Source organism: Synechococcus sp. MIT S9507, from assembly GCF_047304715.1.
Taxonomy (GTDB): Bacteria; Cyanobacteriota; Cyanobacteriia; order PCC-6307; family Cyanobiaceae; genus Synechococcus_C.
The window spans coordinates 318,974-345,269 of record NZ_CP138970.1 but is presented as its reverse complement, the minus strand read 5'-3'; the positions used below and the strand labels follow the sequence as shown (position 1 = coordinate 345,269).

27 protein-coding genes, 1 tRNA gene and 2 pseudogenes are annotated in these 26,296 nt (G+C 52.6%); 17 read left to right on the top strand and 13 right to left on the bottom strand.

Annotated elements, in window-relative coordinates; translation table 11 throughout:
• Positions 1–274 precede the first annotated feature (274 nt).
• The 3 genes from SIB83_RS01715 (at position 275) to SIB83_RS01705 (ending at position 1,124) form a co-directional block, all read left to right on the top strand.
• Positions 275–454, top strand: coding sequence for a hypothetical protein (locus SIB83_RS01715; RefSeq protein ID WP_413403170.1), 180 nt, complete (start codon positions 275–277; stop codon positions 452–454).
• Between the two features lie 141 nt (positions 455–595).
• Positions 596–826 (top strand): DUF1651 domain-containing protein, encoded by a 231-nt coding sequence (locus tag SIB83_RS01710; protein ID WP_413403168.1) that lies wholly within the window; start codon positions 596–598, stop codon positions 824–826.
• Positions 827–854: 28 nt separating this feature from the next.
• A complete protein-coding gene (locus SIB83_RS01705; RefSeq protein ID WP_413746592.1) occupies positions 855–1,124 on the top strand; it encodes a hypothetical protein in 270 nt (89 codons plus the stop codon).
• 837 nt (positions 1,125–1,961) lie between these two features.
• Here SIB83_RS01705 and SIB83_RS01700 read toward each other — a convergent pair.
• A pseudogene (locus tag SIB83_RS01700) lies at positions 1,962–2,729 on the bottom strand (sulfite exporter TauE/SafE family protein).
• A gap of 712 nt (positions 2,730–3,441) precedes the next feature.
• On the bottom strand, positions 3,442–3,960 hold the full coding sequence (locus SIB83_RS01695; RefSeq protein WP_413746591.1) for a hypothetical protein: 519 nt from the start codon (positions 3,958–3,960) through the stop codon (positions 3,442–3,444).
• Between the two features lie 127 nt (positions 3,961–4,087).
• Between SIB83_RS01695 and SIB83_RS01690 the strand changes: the two genes are divergently transcribed.
• Entirely contained in the window at positions 4,088–4,210 is a 123-nt protein-coding gene (locus SIB83_RS01690; protein ID WP_413403154.1) for a hypothetical protein, read from the top strand.
• A gap of 215 nt (positions 4,211–4,425) precedes the next feature.
• On the opposite strand, the gene SIB83_RS01685 is transcribed toward SIB83_RS01690, so the two are convergent.
• Both SIB83_RS01685 and SIB83_RS01680 read right to left on the bottom strand, forming a co-directional pair.
• The gene (locus tag SIB83_RS01685; protein ID WP_413746590.1) at positions 4,426–5,931 is read right to left on the bottom strand and encodes a hypothetical protein; all 1,506 of its coding nucleotides are present in this window, start codon (positions 5,929–5,931) and stop codon (positions 4,426–4,428) included.
• A 692-nt stretch (positions 5,932–6,623) separates the two neighbouring features.
• Positions 6,624–7,271 (bottom strand): dienelactone hydrolase family protein, encoded by a 648-nt coding sequence (locus SIB83_RS01680; protein WP_413747256.1) that lies wholly within the window; start codon positions 7,269–7,271, stop codon positions 6,624–6,626.
• Between the two features lie 198 nt (positions 7,272–7,469).
• On the opposite strand from SIB83_RS01680, the gene SIB83_RS01675 reads away from it, so the two are divergent.
• Positions 7,470–7,616, top strand: coding sequence for a DUF1651 domain-containing protein (locus SIB83_RS01675; protein ID WP_413746589.1), 147 nt, complete (start codon positions 7,470–7,472; stop codon positions 7,614–7,616).
• A gap of 552 nt (positions 7,617–8,168) precedes the next feature.
• Here SIB83_RS01675 and SIB83_RS01670 read toward each other — a convergent pair.
• Positions 8,169–8,363 carry a hypothetical protein gene (locus SIB83_RS01670; RefSeq protein ID WP_413747411.1) on the bottom strand — a complete coding sequence of 65 codons (195 nt, stop codon included), beginning with the start codon at positions 8,361–8,363 and terminating at the stop codon, positions 8,169–8,171.
• Here SIB83_RS01670 and SIB83_RS01665 point away from each other — a divergent pair.
• The 3 genes from SIB83_RS01665 to SIB83_RS01655 all read left to right on the top strand — a co-directional run bounded on the left by SIB83_RS01665 (position 8,307) and on the right by SIB83_RS01655 (position 10,377).
• Positions 8,307–8,534 carry a thermonuclease family protein gene (locus tag SIB83_RS01665; RefSeq protein ID WP_413746588.1) on the top strand — a complete coding sequence of 76 codons (228 nt, stop codon included), beginning with the start codon at positions 8,307–8,309 and terminating at the stop codon, positions 8,532–8,534. The genes SIB83_RS01670 and SIB83_RS01665 overlap by 57 nt on opposite strands.
• 423 nt (positions 8,535–8,957) lie before the next feature.
• The gene (locus SIB83_RS01660) at positions 8,958–9,269 is read left to right on the top strand and encodes a hypothetical protein (RefSeq protein ID WP_413746587.1); all 312 of its coding nucleotides are present in this window, start codon (positions 8,958–8,960) and stop codon (positions 9,267–9,269) included.
• 436 nt (positions 9,270–9,705) lie between these two features.
• On the top strand, positions 9,706–10,377 hold the full coding sequence (locus SIB83_RS01655) for a hypothetical protein (protein ID WP_413746586.1): 672 nt from the start codon (positions 9,706–9,708) through the stop codon (positions 10,375–10,377).
• Between the two features lie 717 nt (positions 10,378–11,094).
• Here SIB83_RS01655 and SIB83_RS01650 read toward each other — a convergent pair.
• The gene (locus SIB83_RS01650; RefSeq protein WP_413746585.1) at positions 11,095–11,235 is read right to left on the bottom strand and encodes a DUF3104 domain-containing protein; all 141 of its coding nucleotides are present in this window, start codon (positions 11,233–11,235) and stop codon (positions 11,095–11,097) included.
• 3 nt (positions 11,236–11,238) lie between these two features.
• The gene (locus tag SIB83_RS01645) at positions 11,239–11,367 is read right to left on the bottom strand and encodes a hypothetical protein (protein WP_413746584.1); all 129 of its coding nucleotides are present in this window, start codon (positions 11,365–11,367) and stop codon (positions 11,239–11,241) included.
• Between the two features lie 98 nt (positions 11,368–11,465).
• On the opposite strand from SIB83_RS01645, the pseudogene SIB83_RS01640 reads away from it, so the two are divergent.
• Positions 11,466–12,425: pseudogene (locus SIB83_RS01640) on the top strand (carbamoyl-phosphate synthase).
• 1,943 nt (positions 12,426–14,368) lie between these two features.
• Here SIB83_RS01640 and SIB83_RS01635 read toward each other — a convergent pair.
• Positions 14,369–14,455 (bottom strand) — tRNA-Ser (locus tag SIB83_RS01635).
• Between the two features lie 75 nt (positions 14,456–14,530).
• A complete protein-coding gene (nrdJ, locus tag SIB83_RS01630) occupies positions 14,531–16,867 on the bottom strand; it encodes a ribonucleoside-triphosphate reductase, adenosylcobalamin-dependent (RefSeq protein ID WP_413746583.1) in 2,337 nt (778 codons plus the stop codon).
• A gap of 74 nt (positions 16,868–16,941) precedes the next feature.
• On the opposite strand from nrdJ, the gene SIB83_RS01625 reads away from it, so the two are divergent.
• The 5 genes from SIB83_RS01625 (at position 16,942) to SIB83_RS01605 (ending at position 21,209) form a co-directional block, all read left to right on the top strand.
• Positions 16,942–17,418, top strand: coding sequence for a hypothetical protein (locus SIB83_RS01625; RefSeq protein ID WP_413746582.1), 477 nt, complete (start codon positions 16,942–16,944; stop codon positions 17,416–17,418).
• 10 nt (positions 17,419–17,428) lie between these two features.
• The gene (locus SIB83_RS01620) at positions 17,429–18,112 is read left to right on the top strand and encodes a class I SAM-dependent methyltransferase (RefSeq protein WP_413746581.1); all 684 of its coding nucleotides are present in this window, start codon (positions 17,429–17,431) and stop codon (positions 18,110–18,112) included.
• Positions 18,109–19,746, top strand: coding sequence for a peptide chain release factor 3 (locus SIB83_RS01615; protein ID WP_413403139.1), 1,638 nt, complete (start codon positions 18,109–18,111; stop codon positions 19,744–19,746). The genes SIB83_RS01620 and SIB83_RS01615 overlap by 4 nt, the downstream gene beginning before the upstream one ends.
• Positions 19,747–20,198: 452 nt before the next feature.
• Entirely contained in the window at positions 20,199–20,444 is a 246-nt protein-coding gene (locus tag SIB83_RS01610; RefSeq protein WP_413403138.1) for a hypothetical protein, read from the top strand.
• Between the two features lie 75 nt (positions 20,445–20,519).
• Positions 20,520–21,209 (top strand): CPP1-like family protein, encoded by a 690-nt coding sequence (locus tag SIB83_RS01605; protein ID WP_413746580.1) that lies wholly within the window; start codon positions 20,520–20,522, stop codon positions 21,207–21,209.
• Here the strand turns inward: SIB83_RS01605 and hslO are convergent.
• Together hslO and SIB83_RS01595 are read right to left on the bottom strand one after the other, a co-directional pair.
• Positions 21,198–22,118 carry an Hsp33 family molecular chaperone HslO gene (gene hslO, locus SIB83_RS01600; RefSeq protein ID WP_413403134.1) on the bottom strand — a complete coding sequence of 307 codons (921 nt, stop codon included), beginning with the start codon at positions 22,116–22,118 and terminating at the stop codon, positions 21,198–21,200. The two genes, SIB83_RS01605 and hslO, sit on opposite strands and share 12 nt — an antisense overlap.
• 21 nt (positions 22,119–22,139) lie before the next feature.
• Positions 22,140–22,772, bottom strand: a complete 633-nt coding sequence (locus SIB83_RS01595; RefSeq protein ID WP_413403132.1) for an ABC transporter ATP-binding protein — start codon at positions 22,770–22,772, stop codon at positions 22,140–22,142.
• 92 nt (positions 22,773–22,864) lie between these two features.
• Between SIB83_RS01595 and SIB83_RS01590 the strand changes: the two genes are divergently transcribed.
• Positions 22,865–23,314, top strand: a complete 450-nt coding sequence (locus tag SIB83_RS01590; RefSeq protein ID WP_413403130.1) for a DUF3531 family protein — start codon at positions 22,865–22,867, stop codon at positions 23,312–23,314.
• 8 nt (positions 23,315–23,322) lie between these two features.
• Complete coding sequence (locus tag SIB83_RS01585) at positions 23,323–24,072, top strand: 16S rRNA (uracil(1498)-N(3))-methyltransferase (protein ID WP_413746579.1); 750 nt, start codon at positions 23,323–23,325, stop codon at positions 24,070–24,072.
• Positions 24,073–24,131: 59 nt separating this feature from the next.
• Here SIB83_RS01585 and SIB83_RS01580 read toward each other — a convergent pair whose 3' ends face one another.
• A complete protein-coding gene (locus tag SIB83_RS01580) occupies positions 24,132–24,566 on the bottom strand; it encodes a hypothetical protein (protein WP_413746578.1) in 435 nt (144 codons plus the stop codon).
• Between the two features lie 84 nt (positions 24,567–24,650).
• On the opposite strand from SIB83_RS01580, the gene SIB83_RS01575 reads away from it, so the two are divergent.
• Positions 24,651–25,418 (top strand): TIGR00297 family protein, encoded by a 768-nt coding sequence (locus SIB83_RS01575; protein WP_413747255.1) that lies wholly within the window; start codon positions 24,651–24,653, stop codon positions 25,416–25,418.
• Here SIB83_RS01575 and SIB83_RS01570 read toward each other — a convergent pair.
• Positions 25,381–26,196 carry a sigma-70 family RNA polymerase sigma factor gene (locus SIB83_RS01570; RefSeq protein WP_413746577.1) on the bottom strand — a complete coding sequence of 272 codons (816 nt, stop codon included), beginning with the start codon at positions 26,194–26,196 and terminating at the stop codon, positions 25,381–25,383. The two genes, SIB83_RS01575 and SIB83_RS01570, sit on opposite strands and share 38 nt — an antisense overlap.
• Positions 26,197–26,296: the final 100 nt, after the last annotated feature.

Below are 26,296 nucleotides of genomic sequence, written 5' to 3'. Positions count from 1 at the left end.
AATCAAGTGTGATGGTGTTTGTGTTGCGTTACTTTTTTGAACCTGTGCAGGTAGCAAATGAACTGGCAACTGTTTTCTGCCTTCGGCTAGAGCAAATGCAGGAGCTCTCGCCCTGTTAGAGGTGACTTGGACTTGAGCTCAGGCGGTTTGGCCAGTACCAGGTCGGATCGTCCTGTCTGGACGACGGCGGAATTGGCTCTATCAGTTCAATCCCTTTTGAGATTGAACCTCGCAGTCATTCAACTTGGATAACAACAGGATCGAATTCTGCCCCATGGCAAAAGACCAGATTCAAATCAATATTCCTGCCTCTGACTTCTCAAAGCTCAGGGCTGCGCTTTGCAGGGTTGGTTGCGGCAATACTCCAGATCCGCAAGAGGCGGCTTTGCTTCATCAGTTGATGAAAATCCTGGAGAGCGAACAGGAGCAACTGCTGGGAGGCACTCTCCCTTAACACTCCGTGGTGGTTGGCGCTGCCTTGATGTCCCTCCCTTTTCAGCTTGGGCAGGAGGCACAACTTGTACTTATTTGTACTGAGCTGGGCATCAGGTAGTACGCCCCTCTATCGATAAGGACGTCATATCAGCAAGTGAAGATGTCGGATGCCTGGCTTGAAGATCCCAAGACGCACTGGGCAATGAGGTTCCATCAGGAATCCCGCACCCCTGATGGAGAGGTGCAGGTGGTTGTGGAAAACGGCAGGCCCATGCCCCATAGTCAGCCAGCTCTGATCAAGTCACGCATCCATATGGCCTATGCAGATGCTGTGTCCCTCTACAGAGAGCTCCAGCAGATTGGCTGGTTGCATTGTCCAGCCTTCTGGTGAGGTTCCTTGGAGGCCCTGTGTGTCCAGTATGACGACAGATCCCATCTCGGCAGTCTTGGAGGGCGTTCAGCTCAGTTCTGAGGACCTTGGCGGTGTACACCCCTGGAAAGCGAGTGATGAGGACATCATCAGCGCTTGTATCCGTCTCGTTGAGGACTATGGCATCAGGCTTCAGGCTGGTGATCAACACTGCAGTGACACTTGTTTTGGTCTCGGAGGTGACGACCGGTTTAACTACTTGAAAGCTGAAGACGAGGAAGGAAATCCTGTTGTTTTGATTGAATTGGCGCTGGACTGAATGTTCAACAAATGTTCTGTGCGCGTTTGTGGATGACGCAGTTGTTAAACGGACGCCCCTCCATGAAGGGTTTGCTGATGTGTGCTTCTTTGACATCACCAGTCCAGGCAGCATGAGCTCAGGCAACTGTTCTGTGATGTGTAATCTTTCAAGCATGGCTACTGACATGCGCTCAGGGGGTGCAACTCTGAGACCATGGTTCCGTTGATGGAACACCTGCAGGCCCTGGGATGCGGCTGCGCTTCTGACAATCAGCTGACCATTGTCATTTCAGGAGCAGTTGGTGGTGTGGCAAGGCCATGAATTCAATCTCAGATTGAAAGTGCACTTACCGGGCTTGCTGGTCATTGGCTTGCACCGATCAGATCTGACTTCTGCAGTGCAAGTCTGGGGTTTCAGTAAAGCTGTGAACTGTAGTGTTTGAAGGATCAGGTTCCCTCCGGTTCAGTCGAAGCGGATCCTCTTTTGTCCATTCATCTGGGAGCCAGCTGGAAGCCTGGACCCGGCCTCACAGGGATTCCACCGTTGCAGAAATTTGAAGCAAAAACTTCCTTGTCCTGCACTGACCAGTCCGGTTTGGCTTTCTCGTACCAGGCAATACTATCTCGGTAGCAGACATTCCAGTTGCTTGATTGTTTTGCAATTGGTCTCAGATAAGCAACACCAAAAATGGAACTTACTGTTGCAATAATTGCACAGATTATTAAAAGACGGTTGTTGATCATGTTATGAGGATCTGACATTTTCAGGGATTGTTCAGCTGCTTCTTTGCTAGCGAGACCCAGAGAACCGGCCCATTCGGATACGCCACCTGCCGTCTCCCTGAGGGCTTTCAGCTCAAAGGCTTCGGATCAGGAGTGAGGCTCCCATCAGCAGTGCGAGCCATTCGAAGGCGCTTTTGACAAGCCTGCTGCCTTTCCTGAGCGACAGGTGAGCACCGAAATATCCCCCTGCCAGAGATCCCGCAATCAGTGCCGGGATCCAGTTCCAGTGGATTTCACCGCTGAAACCGAGCACCAGTGCGCCGGTCCCGTTCCAGGCCAGACCGACGAGAATCAGGGGGTGTGCAACCGCTTTTGGATAACTCAGGCCGAACCAGCGCACCAGCCACAGCGTGACAAAGAGACCGGAACCTGAGGTCAGTGACCCGTTCAGGATGCCGATCATGAAGATCACAGCCACTCCGATCAGTTTTTGCAGCCTGTTGTGACTCACCGTCCGGTTGCTCTTTCCGAGTTCCGGTCAACGGCTGGAGTACATCCCAAGCAAGAGTGTCAGCAGGCCGAGTCCTGCTGTGGCGACGTCATTGGGTATGGTCAGTACGCTTCGTGCCCCGATCAGCACTCCAGGCAGACCCCCCAGGAGAATCAAAAGGCTTAAACGGGAATCGAGGCTGCTGGCCCGCCAATGGCGATCAGCGGCGCCAACCCCAAGCGCCACGCTGGCCAGTTTGTGTGTGGCCAAGGCCGAGGCGAAGGGAAGCCCAAGGAGGATCAGTGCAGGCAGCTGAATGAGGCCCGCACCTCCGCCAGCAAAAGTTGACAAGGCATTGGCGACAACAGCAATTGCAGTGAGTGCAAGCTGTAGCAGTAGCTCAGTGGCCATGCAGGAATATCGGCTCAGACATGGGAAAGAAACGTTTTCTCTTTCAGAACTCCGCACAGGTGTTGTCGAAGGCCTCTGCTGACGTCAGTGATCGATGCAACGTCAAGCCATGGTGGACCCCCGTCATCCAGGCAACCTGTTGAGGTCATGTCCACGAGTTGTCATCACCCGATTAGCCAGCAACACCTGAAGATGCTGGATCTCAAGGCATTAAAAAAGCCACTGCTTGGGCAGTGGCTCATGTCTTGACTCGGGTAACCCCATCACCCGGCCCTGATAAGGCAAGAGTAGGGTTCAATCCTGTGGAATAGGTAGCCAGGAACACCCTGTCATCAATTTCAGGCTTGGTGCACCATATGTGGCGTTGACGGGACGTATTGGTAAGACCAAAATGTGAATCCCCATCACCCTGGCCCGACTGCACCAGCAGTGGGGTCTTTTTATTGCTGAGTCCGGGTGAGGATGGAGGTCACGGGCTGGAACAGTCTCATCGCTGTGGCTTGTGTCGCGTTTCGAACCATGGTTGGCCCTGCAGAAAATCTGCGGGAAGCACGACCTGTCAGGGAGACAGGCATTCTCGCAACCCAAAATCATCGCTGAACCGGGCAATTGCGAGCTGCAGGCACGCCTACTGTGAGGCGGAGTCATTTGCGCTGGTAGCAGTCGCAAATCTCAGATGCTGCGTTGTCATGCGGTGACTGCAGTTGGAATTTCATTTCATCGTGTCCGATGAAATGTGCTTGCAGTGAAGTTGAATGTCTTTGATATAAGCATCTGTTGGCAGTTTCTCGATTGCACGTGCTTCAGCTTCTAAATGATATTGACTTCGATCATAAAATTCTTTGAGATTCTTTTTGTCAGATTGAGTAAGTTTTGCAAATATTTTCTTTTTGTTCAGAACGGGTCGACCGTTGTTGCAAATCTGCTGTACGACATGCCACCCCTCGTGCCTGAGCGTCTCAATCAATGGCTCGGCGTTATGTCTGATGCTTTGTTGACACAAGAAAATAGTTCGTTGCTCCGGTTTGTACACGCCAAGCAGCCCTTGTCTTGCGCAGACGCCTGAGTTGATTCTTTTCCAAATGACACGGGCTCCTAAGCGTTGAACGCTGAGTTCAATTTTTTCGATTTCTGATGAGGAAAATCCATGGCTTCCCCTAATGATCTGCCTCGTGGCTGAAGCTGGGATAGCGCAAAGCATCAGTCCAGCGAGAATGGGAAGGAACCTCATGGCATTGAGACCAATGAGTCTTACACGGGTATCATCCTATACCCATGCTGCGCTCCGGGCTTTAGTGCTGATCGTTGTGCGCTGAGTGAGCTGGATTTGCATCCAAGCGGGAAGCGGATCACCAGCCATGACCATGCTTGTTAAACACGGCTTTCTGACTGGTGCGATGCGCAACAAGGATTGCCGGATGGCTCAGATCCTCCATTACGGCGTGCCGCTTTTCTGCACGGCATCGTTGAAGTTGTTCTGAAAGGCAGGTCAGCAGCCGCCCGCAAACAACTGAGATCTACAGCTGATCGACACTCCTGCATCACCGAAAACCCTGCACCACTTGATCGCCCTGAATCCTGATTCAAGATTTTTATATGGTTTACAACTTCCCAAGCTATCGATATCGACTCATTAACATCCTAAGTTCAGTCGTTCTTCTTCACGACTGTCAAGCTTCTCGACAATGTCAGCTGTTCAACGGCAAAACCGTAGCGAGTTGGTCTCAAACTGATTAATTGCCACTTGTCTTTTGATTTCTATAGAAGAATTTAAATAGTCTTTTTCGAAGCTTGTCAGCCAAATTCGTGTATCTACACCTGGGGAGATGATGGTCTTTGGTAAGAATTCTTTTTGATTCCATTCACCTTCCCCCGAGCAAACATCAGTTAATCTCAAGGATGTTCTTGAGTGCTCATCCGAAAGTGATTCAATGTTTTGTGGTATTGAAACACTGCTAATCATCACTATGACTGCTAGTAGCATCCATTGTCGTGCTTTCAGGTGAGATACAACAAATCCGGTCAGAACACCGATGGTCAAGATGAAGCCCAATGCAGCGAAACGCGATGCTGCATAAGTCTGAGTTTTAACCTCCATTAGTTCTTGGTAATAACGCTCACTGAACGCTGGAATTGTCCATCCGATAGAAATGCTGATGCCCAACAAAAGCAAATTCAGAATTAATTGTTTGGAAGTTGATGTATTTACCCCATCTTGTTTTTGTTGATTGACAGCCCAGCGTGCTAAAAAGAAAATCACTATTCCAGCCAGGACTGAGATTGCAAGTATCCAAAGTGGTTGATCCCAGAGGTCTGACGCTCTGGGACGCATTCCCAAGAATCCTCCCAGGTTTGTTCCTGCAAGATTCCATTTAATTGCAGCAATGCCACCATCAAGGATGTTGACTGACTTACTAAAATTTTCTGAACCATTGGCGCCATATTTTGATCGCCAAATCAGATTAATGATAAGGAAGGGTATGAATCTAACCGCAGACCATAGATTCAGATTTTTCAAGGGTGCTACTGAATTTTTAGTTTGACGCTGATAATAAATTCTTTGAATATTGCTCGCCGCCCAGAATATTGTGGATTGGAAAAAATTAGACGCGTAAAAGATAAAAGCAATTTGTTCTAATAGGATCAATGTTCCTGTTGATACTATTTCAAGGCCGGCCTGCATCTTTTTGATGGCATTATTAGTTTCGCTTATTAATAATGCGTCAAATTTAATGTTGGCCAGTACCGTGATTAAAAAGGTCGCCGAGAAAGCCAATGGGAATGCTCCTGGCGGTAAAAATATATAAGCTTGAACGCCAGTTAGGATATTCAATAGCACAATGATTGAAAAAGCAGCACTTTTTTTGTTGCTTTTTAGCGATAATTCCGTCACGATGTACATAAAATACATAAGCAATATTGTTTCGATAACGCCAGACAGAATTGGGAAGCGATAATCAAACTGGTTACTCAAAGTTAGTAACGGGTCGTGAATAATGTGTTTAACCATCTCTTCTGATTTAATCCATCCATAGCTGAGTACGTTGTGATCAGGATTGATTCCGTTAAATCCTCTGTAGAAGTCATCAAAATTATTCGGCCAGCCCAGTGACTGAATAAACATCATGATGCCTACAGGGAAAAAGCTCAGAAAAATGGAAAGCTTTTCGAGGTTCTCAGATTTTATGGCTTTGAATCTCAATGTTTTTTATTTCGGTTTATGGATCATATCATTTTTGTGTAATATCTATTCCTTGTGAAGACGAATCTCTTTCATGGGCTCTAGAGAGGTTTGGTCTCTAGGGGTTCAGCTTGTGTGCGTGCAACAGAGCCTGAGTTTTTATCTGCCAATGTCAACATGCTTTTTCAATATCTTCGTCGGCAGAACGATCTTTATGCAAACGTTTCAGGCATGGACTGTCTGTCTGGTGGCCAAGTTAAAGGGAGGAATCGTTGAGAACATCCCCACAGGGTTTCCTGAATGTGTGTTGATCAAATATGAGAACCGTCCTTATTACTACTCGTGCATCTATGACCGAACTTCGAACAAGCAATGCTTCAGATCTACAGAAACTGCTTCACCTGAAATTGCACTGAATGTTACTGCTATAGATTTATAGAAACTTCCTTCAGAATCCAAGGCATGATAAAGAAGATAGAGCCACCTTGGCTTCTGTTAACTTCTTTTCAACGATTGCATGTGGCATGATCAATAGTATAGTCAATGCTTAAAGCTAAAACAACTGGCCAACGGAATACTCAACGGGCAAACATCAACTCTAGCCGCACTTTCGGTGTTTTCATTTAGTCGCTCGCAGTGCATGATCAATCAATGTCAACCAACCAGCGAGCTCTTCTTTTATCAAAAAGCCGAATCAAAACTTCTGTTTTATGCTATTTCAGAGCGCTTCGGATAAGAAATTTCACATATTGGCGTGCTCGCAGATCAGCTGCTTCGTCATACAAAAGAGCTTGCGGCTCCTCTCCACTCAAAACTTCCAGATTATCTGAAGTTTTTAGGCTAAAAGCGTGCTTTTTGCCTCCCAAAAGTTTGAGCTGATAATCAGTGCCCGCTTGATCAAGCTCTCGAATAAGGTTCATATTCGAATCCATAGGATTAAAATTATCATCAGTTCCATGAATGAACAGCAAGCTCGCTCCGTCAACACTAGGTTCGATCATCGCTGAGGGCTTCAGCTCCCACGGCAAGAAGACTCCCCACACAGAAGCAACAGCTTGAATGCTCTTAATACGACGTGCCATGTCTAGAGCGAAAAGCCCCCCACTGGAAAAACCGATGACACCTGATCTGCTCGCATCGACTCCCTCCAAGGAGCAGGCATGTTCCAGAGCAATAGATAATCGATTCAGAACGGCAGCACGATTATTGAACAAAGGAATCACCTTTTCGGCTGCATCCTGCGATGTTCTTGGCACTCCTTTTTCACCATAAATATCTACACAGTATCCAACAAGTCCTATCTCACTTAACCATTTCGCTTCAGCTTTGGCGTAAGAAGTTAACCCATGATAATCAGGGATAATGAGTACTGCCGGAACAGGCTTGTCAAATGACTCTGGATAAAAAAGCAGTCTGCGTAGTTGATTACTGCATGTTCGTAAGTGACTTCATGAATAGTCATTGTCGTCTTTGCAAGTATTTTTAATGCTAATAAGGTTGTATCTAATTGACATGAGTTTTCTTCAGATCCAAATCCAAGTGGTTCAGCGAATGACGTTTTGGTCCTCGTTGATCACGTCAATGACATGCCATCTGGGCTAATGCCGCTTTTGAAAACGCGCCGCACAATGCGCTACAAGGATGCCGTTGCTCTCTGGAAAGATCTTCAACGCAGTGGATGGACCGTTACTGAAGCTGCTTGGTAGGCCGCAGGTGCTGACTTATGTACTAGATAATTCCTCTGGGCCTAAACAAGAAACCTGCCAATCACTGCAACGGTTTTCATAAAAGGAGGCCGCCCCTCCCGGTGGAAAGACGGCCTAGATCGCTCGTTTGTGCATTGTTCAACCCATCACTTGTAGGGAAAGGAAGGGGTCGAAGCGTCTGGCTGGAGGCGCCCTGGGGCCATTGGCTCTAGGTGTCGGGTTGTTGTCTCCTGGGGCACCTAGGGCGGTGCAAACGGAGCGTCGATTGGCGTGGCGCACAAGGTCTGCCTACCAAAGGACCAACCCAGGTCATTGTTGAGACTGTTGGAGCAGGGGCCAGAAGTCAGTCTGCTTCTGTGATCTGCTCAGGTGGAGTGTCGGCCGTCATGGGCTCCTCCGATTTCGTGGCCTTACTTTCCACCCGCGGTGGGGCATTTGCCATCAGTCGATTCGCTCATTGCCTTCACCGGCAAAAAATCCAATAGTGAGGATGGCGTGCCCAAGCTCAGACGAGGGGCAGCAATGAGGATGCTTCGATCCGCTGCGATCAGCTCAGCTGGCCTGCTGTTGGTGCTTGGCAGTCCTGCTGCTGCCCTGGAAACCATCACCATCCGGAGCTGCTAAGACGGCGATACCTACACCACCAATGCAGGTGAAAAGATCCGGCTGGCCTGCATCGACACCCCAGAAATGAGAGGGAAGCGGGCTCAGCCGCAACGGGCCAGGGCTGCCCGCGATCACCTTCAAGCCATGGTGGTCGGCAAGCCTGTCAGCCTTCGCCGGATCACCAGCGACCGTTATGGCCGAACCGTCGGAGAGCTATTCGTGGGCGGAATGAATGTTCAGCAGGCGATGGTCGCCAGCCGCCATGCGCAGATCCTTTGGAAGTACGCCAGCCAGTGCCCTTGGACGCGCTGAACACCTCAACGGGGGATCCCCCGACAAAAAGAGTTCACTCTTGTGGGTGAGGTGGAAGTAAGTCAGTTCAGCAATGGTGGGCAAGCCGGGAAGCCTGACGCCATTACTAATGACTGAAAGCCATACAAAACCCATGAAGGGAAAGGCAGGGCGGTCTAGTGGTGCTGATCCATCTCCCGGCAAAACAACCTCACACCAATCACGCCCCGCCAAGGTCGGGGTTTTATTGCCCTGGAGCCTTGGCCTCAATAGCTTCCGAGCGAGCTAATGCCAGTCAGGCAGCCAGTTCTGAGCCATTCACCAGAAGCTCACCAGAACTTCGTGGGTTCTGCACCAGAGCTGTGTAGTGGGGCTCACCAGAAGAGCTGTGATCTTGAAGGAGTCGAGGGGGGCAGCACCCCCAAACATTCACTCCTTAAAACCATGACAACCTTCCGTAAGTTCAACAAAGTCACAACAGCTGTTCTCTGCGCTGGACTGATTGGCGCCACAACTGGTGTATTAGCTCCTGCTGCAGAAGCTAATAATCATCATCGTGAGGAGAGAAGAATCCGCCGTCAGATTCGTCGCGATATACGGGACTTCAATCATTATCAAAGGGCATACAACCGCGACTGGCGTCGTGCTCGCAGGGTGTATAACCGCTACCCCCGTGTCATTGCCCCCTATGGATATCGCTACGGCTATGGGTATGGCTATCGGCAGCCTGGAATCGGAGTCCAATTCAGATTCTGAGTTCTATGAGTTGTCGGGAAGCCTGATGCCGTCAAAGCAAGGCTGAGAGCTATACAAAACCCTTGAAGGGAAAAGCAGGGGGCGTTTAGGAGTCGCTATCGATCTCCCGACAAAACAACTCACTTCGGTCACCCCCGCCCAGTTCGGGTTTTTTATTGCTATGGAGCCTTGGTGTCACCGGCTTCAAAGTGAGCCAAGCCCAGCTAGGCAGGTGGTTCTGAGCCATTCACCAGTTGCTATCCAGAATCTCGTGGGGGCTACACCAGAGCTGTGCAGTGGGCTTCATGGAATTTCTCGGCTACGCATAAGTGCACGCTAAACCGTGCTTCGAGGTTCGGTCGTCCCCCTGTTGGGAAGCATTTACGAGTTATAGAACAGAAGTGTTCAAACAAAGGTGTTCAAAACACTCTCACTTTTACCCGTTGCTTTAAAGATCATGGCTGATTTCCTTTCTCCTGAATGGTGGGACCAAGCCGGTAAAGATATTGCCCGAGTTTTTGAAGGAGACAAAGCCGTTGAAAGCGACAGAGTTTGTGAGCGCGACAAGGTCAGTGAAGAAGTAGTTGCAGTAGACGGACCCCAAAAAATAACGTCTGATGACGTCCCGGGTTTACCCGATGGATATGAAGCTTTCGCTATAGGTGGAAATGAAGGCGATGATCATCTGATTGTTAGAGGAAATTATAATGTCTTTATGGAGGGTGGAGGTGGTCGTGACGTGTTGATCGGCAGTGGCGGAAACGATTTCCTTTTGGGTCAAAATGATGAGGACTTTTTATACGCAGGCGCTGAAAGCGACGTACTAATTGGTGTAGCTGGTGCTGATGTATTCATGATGTCAAAAGGGATAGATCAAGTATGGGACTTTAACCTTTCGCAGAAAGATAAGATCTCCGTAGAGGCAATTAATGGTATTGATGCCATTGAAGGTCCTCGTAAATATACAGGTCAGATTGAAATCATTCAGAATGGTTTTGGGACCACCCTTATGAGTGAATCCGGCGACCAAATTTTTATTAAAGGCGCCACAGGATCTGATGTTTACAATTCAATCGTGCATGCTGATCCGGGTCAATTAGTGGCAGTAAACTTCGAGGTTCTTGCTTGAATTCATTACTCGCTTACCCATACACCGATCACACCTCGCCACGTGTGGGGTTTTTTATTGCCCTGGATCCTTGGCGTCACCGTCTTCCGCGTTAGTTGATCAACAGCCACGTGCATGGAGCCGTTGTGAGGAACCGCTGCAACATGCACTGCCTGTTAGAGGTGGGCTCCTTCAAGATCCCCTAAAAGCCCCGTGACCACATCACCCATTTGGGGGATACAACACGCAGGGCAGCCAGTTATAGATAAAGAATGAAAAAGTATTTATCTATTTGTAGTATTGCTCTGTTCATCGGTGGATGCAGCGTTAGGTATCCATCAAAGGAGCACGCAATAACTGCTTGTCACGAATGGCAAAGGAGAGGTGAAGTAATTAAATTTAAACATGTTGAGATAGACTGGCGAACAGGGGTAGAGAGGATTTCACATCCTCATTTTTATAATCGCAAATGTCAATATGAACCAACTTCAAGGCAATTCTTGGGGAAAGAGGGTGAATTTACTGAACAAGACAGAGCCGAAGCAGAAAAATTCAATAACAGGTTTGAGCAAAAAGAACATCCAATAACAGCGAGAAACTTTCAAATAGTTAAAAACTTCCGTTATATTCTTTGACCTGATTCTTGCGTTGCCGGCGTGTCTGCTGCTTGTAGTTAGTGCTGTGACACCACAGCCAATAACCCTTAACGCAAAGTTTTCATCCGATCTGGTGATTTCGTCAGGAAATCGCCGGGATGATGTGGGTCACGAGATCAGCGTTGACCCTGCGGATCACGCCTGAATCCACATCAGCGATCTGGATGAGGTTGTGGATCTTCGGATCACGTGCAGCACCTCCGCAGTGGATCACCTGCCCCATCCACTAATCCTTTTCGTGTTGCTCTCCGGTCAGATAGTCGTGCTTGACGATCACCGTCATCCCTGGAGCAACGTACAGAAACACCGGCTTCTCTGACTCGGGTGAGCTGTAAACCCCGTGGTCAATCGACATATACGCCCAACCAGGACACCAGTACTAGCCGCGAATTCAAAAGGCTGCTGCCGCAACCAAGCAAAGCTCGGCATTATGCGCGCACTGACGTGCGATCCATGCTTCGCCGCCTCGCGAGTGGATTGCTGGCTTCTGCTGTTGCCATTGCCCCGGTGCCTTTGAAGGCGCAGGACGGCAGTGCAGTGGATCTCGGTGATGTGATGAGCATCAGCCTCAAGGATGTGGTCAAACCCACCTTTGGCTTCCAGGGCGCACAGCAAGGTGCTGGCACGCCCAATCAGGCGGGCATTGGTGGGTTCTTGCCCCTCTCTATTGGCGACAACAGCGTTTGGTTCGTTGATGTTCTGATCTACGTCAACTTCGCTGATCTTGCAGGAGATAGCAGCATCATTAACACCGATGTCGCTGGCACCACCGTCAGCACTTCAACGCGTGTTGGCTATCGCTGGCTGAATGGAGACCACCGCTGGATGTACGGGCTGAATGCTGGTTATGACAGCTTCCCGATGAACACAGCTGGAACCGACACCGGCATCAATGTCAGCGGCACAGAGAAGAGTGCTCTCTTCCAGCAGGTGGCAGTCAGTGCAGAAGAGGTCTCCAATAACTGGAACTTCAATGCTTATGCCTTGCTTCCTGTTGGTGATACGGAGCAGGACCTAAACTTATTTTACCAAGGGGGTGCCCTTAACACCTACTGACTTGATGTTGGTTATTTCATCACTTCTGCATTGAATGCATCTGTTGGTTACTACTACCAAAGTGGTGATTCAGGTAAGGCCGATGCTTCAAGTGTACTCGGCCGCCTGTCTTGCGAAATAACCAGTGGTGTTACGGCAGGAGTTAATCTCTCCTGTGTCTAAGCTTTCCATACCAGAGTTTCAGCTGACATTGAAATTCGTTTTGGTGGTTCATCTACAACGGCCCAGTGCGAGCACGTTCAAAGGCTACCTGTGATTAATGCACTTTTATCAAAACCAAGTAATCGAAATGTCCGAGTACATGATTATGGATATACGTTACCTTCAGATTGCATCCTTCCCCCTCCACTTCCGTGAACAGCACCAGCGGACCCTAGATGCGATTCTCAATATAAATCATCAGAATGGAAAAAACCTTAAAGGGCGAATGGTTGTATGGTCCTAAGAAATAATTTGCTGAATTCAAGTAAAAAGCGACCTGTCAATGCGCAAATATTCTTTCATAATGACCCATCGAGGTTTTGATTATCAACAGTACCGAGCCTGAGTTAATCCCTTACTGGCAAAACAGACTATCCGTTACGGCGTGGCTGCATCGTGATGGAATTTGGTCTAGTCGTCTTCGTAAGGGACATGGGCCCTTGTGGGGCCGACATATCCAGCGCCTGAATTTTCATCAAATTATTCGATCGCTCTTTATTGCAAAAAGAATTAAGCGTCTAGAAGTGTCTACGGCCATAGCCTTCATTGTTGGCCCTTTCTTGTTTGCTCTTGGGTCCTTTGTATCTCTTGTTAGTACAAGTAATTTTAATACCAGTTCGGCATTACTTGCTATTGGATCAATATTTTTCACAGCAGGCGGTTTCTGGCAGCTTCAACAAGCAAGAATTGCGATTAAAAAACTTCCGAAAAATACAAGATCATGGAAATGGTGTGGGTTTCGATGTGCCGCAACACAAAGCGCGAGGACTATCTTGTTTAATGTTAATACCTCTTCCTGTGGGCTTATCCACGCTCAAGTGAATATAGCTGGCTGATATTGGTAATTTTTCCAAATTTCGTTGGTTCAGTTCTATTTTTAATCTCTGCGATGGAAGGCTTGTTGGAGGTCGGATATGGAAAACTTCTTGTCTATGAGCCGATGCATCTTGGTTGGTGGATTGCGATTGTCAACGGCCTGGGGTGTCTATGGTTTATGCAATCTGCAGTTGCAGCCCTTCCAGTCAGTTTTCATAGTTTGAGTGTAATTAACATAGAAATGTCAATCCGAACAACTCTCATGGGTTCTATTGTGTTTTTCGTTGTTGGAATTCTGAGCCTCGCCGAATGCTCAGAGGATGAACATGCAACGACTTAGTTTTTATTGATTTCGTTGACACCTTCATTGATATTGCTTATTTGCTAAATAATGAGGATTTAGTTGTGGACTGTTTTGAGATATTTGCTCTTCAGTAGTTATTGTTTATTTATAAGAAGCGCATTGATGGTTTTGCAATAGGTGGTCAGGATTATGACTCTATCACTGGAGAGGACGAAAATGAGATGCTGATTGGTGGAGCTTGAGATGATGTCCTTAATGGTGGCCTTGGCTTTGGCTTTTTGACAAGGGGCGAAGGTTCGGACAGGTTTGTTTTCATCGATTATGATTTCAGTTCATCTGAAGATGACAAAATAAATTTATCTGCAATAGCCGAAGACCCTGTGTTCATTGGTTCGTCTGACTTCACAGGAACCAGAAGCGAAATTCGTTTTGATGATGGTGTTCTACAAATAAGTTCCTTTTACGAGCCCGACTCTGCTCCCACTCCTATCTTTGAAGTCCAGCTTATTGGTTTAGTCAGTCTGACAGTTGGCGGTCAATGCCTGGCACGATTGAGCGCAGTTGAGCAGAGATAGTCAAGGCTTAATTAGTAATCAAGCCTGCAATTAAATTGCAACTCCGGCTAACACTCGTTCAGCTGCTGCCCGATCCACCGGGACGCCCGAGCACCGGTCAATCGCTTTGGCCTGCAGGGATCCCTGGGCACTGCCTTATGGGCAGGTCCTTTATTGGAATTATTTCGGTCACCCGAGGGGAGTTGCTGAAGAAAAGTCAGCTCATGGCGCGAACCTGGGACGCCGCAAAGCGAAGCCAGGCGTGGTCTCGGATGCAGCTGCTCCAGGGGCATGGACCGGTGGATCGAAAGTGGACTGTTTTGGGGTCAAAGATCTCCAAAGAGCTTGCAAGATCCCTCTCGAATCGGCAAGACCCACCGAATTCCAGGCACTAAAAAACCCAGTCAGAGACTGGGCTTACTGAGCGGAGAGGGTGGGATTCGAACCCACGGTGCCCTTGCAGACACGCTGGTTTTCAAGACCAGAGCCATAAACCACTCGACCACCTCTCCTGGCTGCGTGACATCGCTATGTCGCACGCATCACCATTTTAAAGGAGTCAGCACTCGATGACTCCTTTTAGATGTTCAGCTCTTGGGTTTGGCCAGCGGCAGCAGGCACTTGTCTGAATCGCAGCCGGCTGGGCCGGCTTCGCTGATCTCACCCAAGTCGTAGCGCTGCAGGGCTTCGAAGAAGTCTGAACTGACGCGCCGCTGAATCACTTCGGATTGCATTCGTGCGTAGGTCTCGGCGTCGATCGGTTCGAAGGGCAGCCGGGGGAACGTGGCATTGGCATCGAAGCGAGCCAGCAATGCGGCTGAGATGTAGCCCTCGCCACGATCAATGCTGCCGTGAAGTGCATCGGCAAGTTGCTCGATTTCGTGCTCACGGAACTCGATCGTTGCCGATGTGTTGTGGGCTGTGTAGTGCGTCTGCACCTGCATGTAGAAATCGAACTGGGCCATGGCCGAGAAGGCGTTGATGTCCACGGCATCGGCGCCCGGCAGATTCGCCCAACTCACCTCTGTTGGAATCTCCACGAGCCATTCCGTGCATCGGGGATCAAAAGGATCGTCGAGAAGTCTTCCCTGCTCGTCTTTGTCGGACTGGGAAGGCACCACGGTGTACCCGTAGTCCATGCAGGCCATGGCCACAGGATCGTTCTTTCCGAAGGTGATGCGGCGGATGAAACGCTGAGCCTTAGGTGGGTGCCAGCCAGGGGCGGCACCGGTGAGCAGGCTTTTCGTGCCAGCGGGTTGAACTGTGGTGCAGCGGTTGGGGCGACGCAAGCCCTGGCGGTCGCAGTACTCCCAGACAGCCTCATTCACTGTTGCTTTCCAGCGGCTGAGGTATTCGGCTTCCTGACGCTTGAATTCACGCCCCTCATCGGTGTCGGGACGTCCGGCTTCCCACCACTTCAGCCAGGGGGTTCCGAAAGCATGCACAAAAAAGTCGAACAGACCCGTGAAGCTCACGCCAACAATTGGGTCCCAGTCGCGGCTTTGGCGGTAGCGCTCCACTTCGAACTGATGGTTCAGCAGGCAAGCAACTGAAAGAGCCCCGGCCCTGAAGGCATCACGCTGACCTTCGTCATCGCTTGGGTCGATCTGGTTGAGATGGACTTCCGCAAGGTTGCAGTGGAAATCTGCGCCGAGAATCTCACCGCAGGGATTGAGTCCATAGCGTCCGAGGCGGTGCTCGAGTTCGGCTTCAGCGATTGGACCGTGATTGAGGTTCAGCCAGCGGCCGGCCTCTTCCTTGCCCTGGTCACAGTAGATGTCGATGAATTCGCGACGCAGCTCGGGAGTCGAGAGCAAATCCGCATTGGAACGGGCGATTGCCTCAGGGGCAAACTGGATGGCGCCCTCTCCGCTGTGAAACTGGCGGGTGACCGCTTCGAGCAGCACCTCGCGGCTCGGGCGGGTGTGATACACACGAGTGTGATTGGCCATGCGCAGTGCATCACGCTCGGGATCGATGCGCCAGTTGCCCTCAGCATCCTGCTGCCAGAGATTGTCTTTGGCGCCGGCGGCGCTGGTGTCGCTGGATGCGAACTGACGCATCCCTGCGCTGCGGCGGATGTTGCCGGCAACGATCGTGACAGCAGCCTCATCAATCAGCAGGCAGCACTCCACTGAGCTGAGTCTGCGGCCAACGGCCTTGCCCAGAAGGCGGGCGACACGTCCGTAGAGATCCTTCAGCTTGACCGGATTGGCCATGCCTCCGAAGCCCTTGAGGGTCTCGCCTACAGGCCGCACGTCAGAAAGATCCACTTCCACCCTGACGGTGCGTCCTGCGAACCGCTCATCACTGCCGAGATTCAGCAGCAGTTGATAACTGTCGACCCAGCCACGACGGGTGTCTCCCACGCGGATCGACACCGTGTCGCCCTTGATGCTGTGGGTGGTTGTCTCCTGACGTTCCCCTGCAGGGGTGACACCGATATCGGTGACCTTGACCACGTCGATCGGATTGGTGATGACCGGCAGCCGATCGATCAGGTGCGGCTCGATGATGGCGCCGGTTCCGCAGCCCATCATCGCCAGGTCCATCATCAGACCGAAGGCTTCCCAGTCGATCAGATTGGTTGATGTGCAGTTGTAGGAGCCGGAGAAGTTTTCCTGACGTTCAATCCACGGGGTGCCGCCGATCCACAGCCAGCGTCCTGATGGCAGCGCTTTCTTCTCGGTCTGCATCCGTGCCAGCAGTGACACCTCTTCATCGGTCAGCTTTCCAAGCTTCTGGAGACCACTGAGATTGCGAGATCCGACCTCGCTCCAGCTTTCGCGCCCGGCAGTGCTTCGTCGGCTATAGGTCCGGTAGAAAACAGGGTTTGCTGCTGGTGCTGTGGCGGGAAAGTCGCCATTGCTCTTCACGGTTTCAGTGATGTCCGTGGTGTCACTGCGGCTCGGAGACAGGGTCACGTGGTCAGACGGGTCAGTTCAAGCACACTAACGCCAGCAATGGGGTTAACAAGTGGTTGGTGGCACTATCAGCAGTGTCGCAGCTCAAAAAGGCTGAGCGGTTGCCACCATTGCTCCGATCCAAGGTGCAATGGTTCATGGCTCGTTCCAGGCGTCTGGCGCAGCACCTGTTCACACGATTGTGGCTTCCTGCTGGTTGGACAGCGTTCCTGAAATTGCGTGAAACCCTTCTGGTGGCATTGGAGGAATTGCTGAGACGTGTTTCGCCCAGTGAGATTGTGGTGGGAGTTGCCTGCAGCACCACCCCGGAACAGCCGGAGAGAATCTCTGAGTTCATGCGATCAGTGGTGTCCGAGAACGTTCAACTCGCCTTCGAAACCTGTCGGTTCCTGCGCAGTTCAGCCTCAGTGATGACCCTGAGCTTGAAATCCGTTCATGCCTCATCGCCCAGGATGATTCCGAGAACAGCCTGCTCCGCCTCATTCGCAGCATTCGGGAGGTTCTCGAGCCGCATGCCAATCAACCGAGTCAATGATGCTGCGCATTCCTGAGCCTGAGGTCATGAATGAGCCGCTGCAGGTGAAGGCCTATGCAGCAGCCGATTTCAGCAACACGGACCAGGCGCTTGTTGACCGTGTTGACACTTTGCTCGAAGCATCCGGTGATTCTTTCCCGGATCGGGCACGTCTGCTGGATCTGGGTTGTGGGCCGGGCAACATCTCCGCTCGGCTTGCCCAGCGTTGGCCGAACTGCTCAGTGCTTGGACTCGATGGGGCCGAAAGGATGATTGAAGTGGCTGATGAGCGCCGTCGTGCAGACGGTATTTCCTCGGAACGTCTCCGCTACGACAAGGCCCCTCTTCCTCTCAGTCGGGCTGACAATCCCGCGCATCTGATTGTCAGCAACAGCTTGCTGCATCACCTCCACGATCCTCATCAGCTGTGGTCGTCATTGGTTCCACTGGCATCGACACATTGTCTGGTGGTGCATCGCGATCTTCGGCGTCCAGACAGCGAGGCAAGCGTTGACCGACTGTGCCAACACCATGTCGCCGATGCACCACCGGTGCTCCAACGTGATTACCGGGCATCACTGCATGCGTCCTTCACAGTGGATGAAGTCAGCGCTCAGTTGGTGCATGCCGGTCTGGGGCATCTGCGGGTGGCTGCCATTGGCGATCGTTACCTCGAGGTGAGTGGCTGGATCACGGGCTGTCAGGCTGGATTCGATCAATCCAGACCATGAGCACGGATTCAGCACTGCAGGACGAGCGTGAATTGCTGGATGCGGTGGCGCGACGGCGCAATTTCGCAATTATTTCTCACCCTGACGCCGGTAAGACAACGCTTACGGAGAAACTGCTGCTCTACGGGGGTGCCATTCAGCAGGCTGGTGCAGTGAAGGCTCGGGGTGAGCAGCGCAAAGTCACGTCCGACTGGATGGAGCTTGAGAAGCAACGGGGCATTTCGATCACCTCCACCGTTCTGCAGTTCGATTACACGGGGAACACCATCAATCTGCTGGATACTCCCGGCCACCAGGACTTTTCCGAGGACACCTACCGAACCCTTGCAGCAGCTGATAACGCTGTGATGCTTGAAGATGCGGCTAAAGGTCTTGAGCCGCAGACCCGCAAACTCTTCGAGGTTTGCCGCATGCGTGAAATACCCATTTTCACGTTCATCAACAAGATGGACCGTCCAGGCCGGGAACCACTCGCACTTCTGGATGAAATTGAATCCGAACTGGAACTGACTCCATGGGCCGTGAACTGGCCGATCGGAAGTGGTGAGCAGTTCCGAGGGGTGATTGATCGCCGCTCCCACGAGGTGATTCTGTTCAGTCGTGCAGAACGTGGGCGCCAATCAGAGGAACGTCATCTTTCACTGGATGATTCAGAGCTGAAGGAGCTCGTGGAACCCGAGCTGCTGGAGCAGGCGGTTGAGGAGATGGAGTTGCTGGAAGCCGCAGGTGCTGAACTTGATCTTGAGTTGGTCCATGCCGGTGAGCTGACACCCGTGTTCTTTGGTTCAGCGATGACCAATTTCGGCGTTCGCCCATTCCTGAATGCGTTTCTGGAGATGGCTCAGAAACCTGTGGCACGTCAGGGGCAAGACGGTCCGGTCGATCCGTTGCGGCCTGATTTCAGCGGTTTCGTGTTCAAGCTTCAGGCCAACATGGATCCTCGTCATCGAGACCGGGTGGCGTTTGTGCGGGTCTGCAGCGGTCGGTTTGAAAAGGACATGACTGTTCGTCATGCACGTACGGGAAAGTCCATTCGCTTGTCACGTCCTCAGAAACTGTTCGGGCAGGATCGAGCGGTTGTTGAGGATGCTTTCCCTGGAGATGTGATCGGACTGAACAATCCCGGGATGTTCTCGATCGGCGACACCCTCTACACAGGATCAAAGGTGGAGTACGAGGGAATTCCCTGCTTCAGTCCGGAGATCTTCAGCTGGCTGCGTAATCCCAATCCTTCAGCATTCAAGAATTTCCGAAAGGGGGTCAACGAATTGCGTGAGGAGGGGGCGGTTCAGATTCTCTATGACAATGATGAAAGTAAAAGGGATCCGATCCTTGCCGCAGTTGGTCAGCTGCAGCTTGAGGTTGTTCAGCATCGTCTTCAAAATGAATACGGTGTTGAAACTCGGCTGGAGCCGCTTGGGTATCAGGTGGCGCGCTGGGTCACAGGTGGATGGTCGTCACTGGAGAGAGTAGGCCGAATCTTCAACTGCAAAACCGTTCGGGATGCCTGGAATCGACCCGTGTTGTTGTTCAAGAATGACTGGAATCTCAATCAGCTTCATGAAGAGCATCCTGATCTTGAGCTCAATGCAGTGGCTCCTGTTGTGAGTGGAGTGGAGCCGATCAGCCTCTGATTCCAGCATCCTCAGGATGTCAGGTATTCAAAACGCTTCATCCAACGGAAGGCTGTTATGCATTCCACACTGGATGGTGATCATGGCAACATTTTTTCATTCTTTCCCTCATTTAAGGCCGCGACAGTGGCTCACTGTTTTCCGTTTCCAGTTCGTGGTCTATTGATAGAACTGTGCGTGTTGATTTGTCATATTCACAAAGTTCTTTGATCTTCAGCAGGAGATCAGATTCGGCACAAGTTGATCAACCTCGTCTGCCGATAGTGATGTTTTCCATTGATCAGATCTTCAACTCATTGGTCCTGTTCTTCCTGGCTTTAATGCTCAACCATCTCAGAGACTTGATGAAATCCGAATAAAATCACTTGCAGCTTGAATCCCAATCCTTATTGAAATGTTGAGATTCAACCACAACTGCTATTCGCTCACGGGCCAGCAATTCGATCGCCAGAATGTTGCCACTGAAGCGGTTTGTTGTGGACACCCTCTGGCTTCTGCGTCCCTGTGATGATGGCGGTACCGATTACGTCTGTTTTCGTGACCATCGGGACCACGTTGAGCTTCTTGAGGGCTATCACCTGCCACCACAGATGCCTCTGATCAGACATCGTCAGGTTTTGCTGGACACCGAGGTTCCCAGCTTTCGGAATCATTTCGAGCGTCTGCATGGATTTCGTCACGGCCCCCCACTGTTCTGAGTCGCTTCCAAATCCAGAGTTTGTGCTCGTTTGGGTGGGTCTCTCGATAATCTCTATTCAGATTTTCGTAGACGAATGGCTGCTGGGCTGGATCCAGGTTCTGATTCTGATCCGAAAGATCCCTATTCCTTGCTCGGCGTCAGTCCCGGAGCTGGTTTCGATGACGTACAGAAAGCCAGAGATCGAGTTGTTGCCTCCTGTGGTGAAGATGCAGTAGCCCGTGCCCGTGTGGAGGCTGCTTATGACGCTGTGCTCATGGAGCGTCTGCGTGACCGCCAGTCCGGTCGTCTCAGTTCCGCTGCAGCCTCCGCGTCGCAGGTTGAGCGCCAACAGGTTTCCGCCGGAGTGCCCAGCAGTGGTAATGGTCCTTCAGCTCTGCTGACGCGACTGCGAGGTATGTCGCTGCCGGCTCCATCCCTTGGTGGCGCCGGGTTCATGCCCGACCTGCAGCTGGTGCAGGGTCAGGGACTTGTAGTGCGATCCATCGCCGGTGCTCTGGCCTTGCTGCTGCTGCTGCTCGCACCTCAGACCATCGATCTGCTGCTGGCCTTGTCAACGATCGGTGTGTTCATCAGTCAGGTCAAGCGTGGTCGCCGTCCCCTGGGTTCGCTCGGTTGGACCCTTCTGCTTCTGATTGCGGGTCTTGCTGTGGGTGCATTGCTCAGTGCTGTCACTGCTCAGGCAGGCCTGCCTCTGGATGTTGAACAATGCCAGGCCTTGCCGACTCTGATGCTGTTGATTGCAGGAGCGCTGTTACTGGCCTGATCGATTCATGTCATCGATCAGGCTCTGCAGCTCAGATTCATTGAATTGATAAACCTCACTGCAGAAATGACAGGTAAGTTCGGCTCCTTTGTCCTCTTTGAGCATGGAGTGCAATTCTTTTGTGCCCAGTAACGCCAGAGCGCCCAGGCTTCGTTTCCGGCTGCAGGGACAGTGAAAGCGCACCGCCTGGCTCGGTTCACTGGTTGGAATGGGCTGGGGATCTAGATCCGGAAAAACCTCGGTCAGCAATTGTTCCGGGTGGTCGCCGCAGTGATGGAGCTTCTCGCTGAAGTGCTCTATCTCCCGGCATCTTTCTTCAAGCAGTGCCACCAGCGCTGGCTCCTCCGCTGCCTTGGGCAGCACCTGAACCAGGAGACCTCCACTGCTCTGCAGGCCTTCGCTGTTGATTGTTTCGCCTACGAACACTGCAGAGGGCGTCTGCTCGGAGTGGAGCAGATAGGAGGCGACATCCTCTCCGATTCCCCCGCTGACCAGTTCCACCGTGCTGCTGAACGGTTCGCCCTTCCCGTCGTCCCTCACCACGTGCAGATAACCCGTTCCAGCTGCCGAGTTGAAATCGAAGCTGACTTGCCCTTGCGAATCACGGATCGGATCAAGTTCCAGCGAGGCATTGCCAACAAAGCCACGCACGCTCCCGTCTCGGCCGGCGTCCACCGTCAGGCCGTTCAAAGGGCCGTCTGAGCCCAGTCGCAGGTTGACGCGTCCATGCCGAACCTTCATGGAGCTGGCCAGCAGCAGTCCTGCACCCATGGCACGACCCAGCATCACTGTGGTGAGGTATGAGAGCCCGTGACGTGATTGTGCGGTACGCGTGGTTTCGCCTGTGGTCACCGCCACAAGCCTGATTCCACCACCTGCTGCGGTGGCACGGACCAGCCGATCAGCCATGGCTCTTCAACAATCCAGGCGTCATGGTGACAGAGCATGCAAACGGCCATTGCGAAGGCGCAGGTGCACACAGTTCCAGCCCTGGAACAGTTCCGGCTCATGGGTGACCACGATCAACAAACGGTCCTGGCTGAGCCGGTCAAGCAGTTCCAGAACCTCGGCACGCACTGACCAGTCGAGCCCTGCGGTGGGCTCATCGAGCAGCAGCACATCAGGCTCGCGCAGCAACTGCACTGCAAGGGCCAGTCGCCGCTGCTGTCCGCCGCTGAGACGCTCGGGCGCCTGACGTCCATCAACCCCGCTGAGTCCGACCTTTCGAAGTGCTGAGATCATGGCTTCACTGCTCAGCCGCCGGTGGCCCAGCTTCAGTTCCTGGCTCACGCTCAAGCCCAGAAAGTGTCGTTCCGGAAACTGAAAGACCACTCCGCACAGCCAGCGTCGCTGGCGCTGATTGAGTGGCTGACCGTTCCAGCTGATGCTGCCCTTGTCAGCGCCTGCCATGCCGCTGATCACCTCCAGCAGGCTTGTCTTGCCACTGCCGCTGTCGCCGGAAATCAGCAGTGGGCAACCGGCATCGGCCTTCAGCTGGATGCTGTTCAACACAGACTGCTCCGCGGTTGCAGGTCTGTAATTGATATCGCTGAGTTCCAGCATTCTGATCGAATGCCCCGATCCGGGCTGCCTTGGCTCTCCAGCATGGTCGATTGTGCGCTTGCCGGCGATGATGAAGATGTCAGCGGTGGGTCATGCGCGTTCGCTTTCGAGAGGTTGATCCGTTCAACTGCTGGGTCTGGTTGCGATTCAGCGAAATTCCCAGTCAGGGAGAGCGGAATTATGTCGATGGCATCTTTGACAGCTGGTATGTGCTGGGACGTCTTGGCGGTTTCAATGCTGAAAGTCTGCAGGTGCATGAGGAAGGCGATGAGCTCAGCTGGATGAGCTACGAAAACGAGGACTCATCAGGAGTGATGCCAGCTCTGATGCACAACATGGGGCAGATGGAGTACCAGCAGGACTGGGCCCGTTGCTGGATTGATCTGGGCACCAGTGATGGGATTGCCCTTGATGTTCTGATCAATGCCCTGCGTCAGCTTGACTCTGATGTGGTGCAGCTTGAGGAGCTGCTGATCGGGGGTGTGAATGACGACTGGCCGGTGGAGGACCATCCCGACAGTGTTTTCCCTGGTATGGGTTGATCGCTGACGTGGCGGAACGACGGCGCCTCCTGATCGACTCTCACCGGTTGCAGTCTGCGGATGCTCAACGTCGTTTTCAGCTCGAGGAGCATGAATCGCGGTACCTGCGCAAAGTTTTGCGGTTGAAGCAGGGTTCCCTGGTTGATGTCATTGATGGTTGCGGTCATCTCTGGATGGCACGTCTTCTGGACGGACAACATCTCGAGTTGTGCACTGATCTCACGATGCCAAGCCAGTACGTGGTTTCACCCTTGCCGAAGGTGGGGTTGGCCATTGCGTTAATCCGTCGAGGAATGGATGACGTGATGCGAATGGCGTGTGAGTTGGGAGTGGATCGGCTTCAGCCGATTGACTGTCAACGCTGCGTTCCACAGGCGGAGCATCGTCCGGAGCGTTGGCGTTCGATCGTTCAGGAAGCTGTGGAACAGTGTGAGCGGCTCTGGGCTCCACAGTTGCCGGGATTGTGTGCCGCTGCGGATTGGTGGGCGAAACCGGATCAGAACGACCTGCGTCTTATTGCGGTCACCCGTGAGGCAGGCACTCTCCGACTGGCTGAACTGCTGGCGATTCAATCCTTCAAGGATCGTTCCATCTGGCTCTCGATCGGCCCTGAAGGGGGATGGAGTGATCAGGAGCTTGCTGCAGCACGAGCGGCAGGTTGGCTGTTTGTTTCGCTTGGAGACACCATCCTCCGGACCTCCACCGCCGCCGTGGCTGCTGCCAGCAGCCTGACCAACTGGCGCACTCTCAGCTGCTGAGATTCCGGTGTTGCAATGCACCTCTGATGGGCGGATCTGTCAGAGATGAGCCGGATCCATCAGCTCTTGAACAGGTCGGTCGCCATGCTGCGAAATCCAGCCAGATTGTTGCCAGGGCGACGCTTGCCAGGACGAATGGAGTTGCCGGGTTGAAGAGCCTGTGGGGCGAAGGTGACGAGTTCAACCTCTGGTTTTGCTGAATCTGCTGCAGCCAGTTCCGCGGCGATGGCTTCAGCAGTGGTCAGTGATGGCTTCGCCTTGGCCACGACCTCGGCACTCTCTGCTGTTCTGTTGGTATTGCTTTCGGACGCAACGGCAACTGGAGCTGAAGCGATTGCTTCGATTGGAGCAGAAGTCGCTGCGGGCTGGGGTGACTTCGAAGCGTTCTCAACCTTCGCCGGCTTGGTGTCAGGTTTGGTCGCAGCCTTGCTCTCTGGTGCTGTTGGTTCATGGTCTCCCAGCTCAAGGAAGAAGCCCTTTCTGTTCAGCACCATGCCGGAGCGCGGAAATCATCACGATGATTATCCGTGCCGAAGCTGCCATCAGCGCTGATGCTTAGGGCAGTGCAACACAGCCAGATGTTTTCAGCGCCTCCTGAGCTTCCGTCTCAAACCGTTTCGCTGTGGCTCACCGCGCTTTTGGTTAATGCGCTCTTGATCAGTCTGGCGCAGCGCTTTCCACTGCTGACCAGGGCCGGTTGGTGCCATGCAGGCATCCTCGGCACGGTGCTTTGGGGCTCGTTGGCCTGGCGTGGTTGGTTGGCTGTTGTGCTCTACCTGGTGCTTGGTTCCCTTGTCACCAAGCTGGGCTTTGCCAGGAAGCATGAGCTGGGGCTTGCCGAGGGTCGAGGCGGCCGTCGCGGACCGGAAAATGTCTGGGGCTCAGCCTTCACCGGTCTTGTGCTGGCTTTGCTGATCGCCGCTCGCATCGGCTCGCCGACGTTGTTGCTGATTGGTTTCTCCGCGAGTTTTGCAGCCAAACTGGCCGACACCTTCGGGAGTGAGATCGGCAAGCGCTGGGGCCGCACCACCCTGCTGATCACCACCCTTCGGCCGGTGCCCGCAGGCACCGAGGGTGCTGTGAGTGTGGAAGGAACCCTGGCCAGTGCCTTCGGCAGTCTGCTGATGACGCTCGTGATGGCTCTTCTTGGGTTGCTTCAATCCGGCGCTGCCTTCGCCATCGTGCTGGCGGTGGGTTTTATCTCCACATTGCTGGAGAGTCTGCTTGGGGCTCTCGGCCAGGACCGATGGCCCTGGCTGACCAACGAACTGGTCAATGGCCTGCAGACCGCCTGGGCGGCAGCACTGGCTATGATTGCCGCCTGGCTTCTGAAATTGTCGGCTTGAAATGTCGAGCCGCTTCGGCACGCAGGGTGATCAGGATTTCCTCCAGTGCAGTGCGCAGAGTTTGCCTGTCGACGCATTCGCCTTCTGCAATCTCCGTCAGCGACAGACCGTCGATCCAGAAGGCGCAGATCCAACGGCAGTGATCCGGCTTCAGCGTTTTCAGCGTTCGGCTCAGCCATTCGCGTTGTGGATCAGCCTCTTGGCCCCCGTGATCTGGAAGACAGCTGATCCGGGTCTCTGGTTGAGAGGACCCATCGTTGTTGCTGAGCTGATGATCCAGTGACTCGATTCGACGCGACCTGTGAGCCATGCAGGCGTCTCGCCAGCGATCAGTGGTGACCTCGAGTTGTTGGGCGAGGTCTTCATCGCTCAACTGCGGCAGGCCTGCATGACACCGTCGTTCCTTTTCTTTCATTCCGCGCGCATGCAGATCTCCTAGTCGCCATGGGATTCGCACAAGGTGCAGCCGGTCTCTGCGGTAATGCCTGATCTGGCCAGTGACCCGCGACATCGCGTAGCTGCTGATCCGGTGGCCGCGGTCGGCCTCAAAATTCTCCACCGCGCGGATCAGTCCATAGCGGCCTTCCTGAACGAGATCATCGTGTTCGCCGCAGCCGTTGTGCAGCAGGCGGTTGGCTCCGAGGTGCGCAAGTCCAAGGTGCTTCAGCACGGTGTGATTTCGTTGCAGGATCCGGGGTGGGATCCGGCGGCGATGTTCATGGCGGCGCTGACGCTCCAGCCGTTTTTGAACTGCTTTGGGTGTTGAGTCTTTGGTCATCGCTGACATCGAACATGAGCCACTTCAAGCTCCGCCGAGTCAGGTGTGGTGCACCTCCCCCCTGGTGATGAATGGATTCATCCTCAAGGGTGAGGACTGT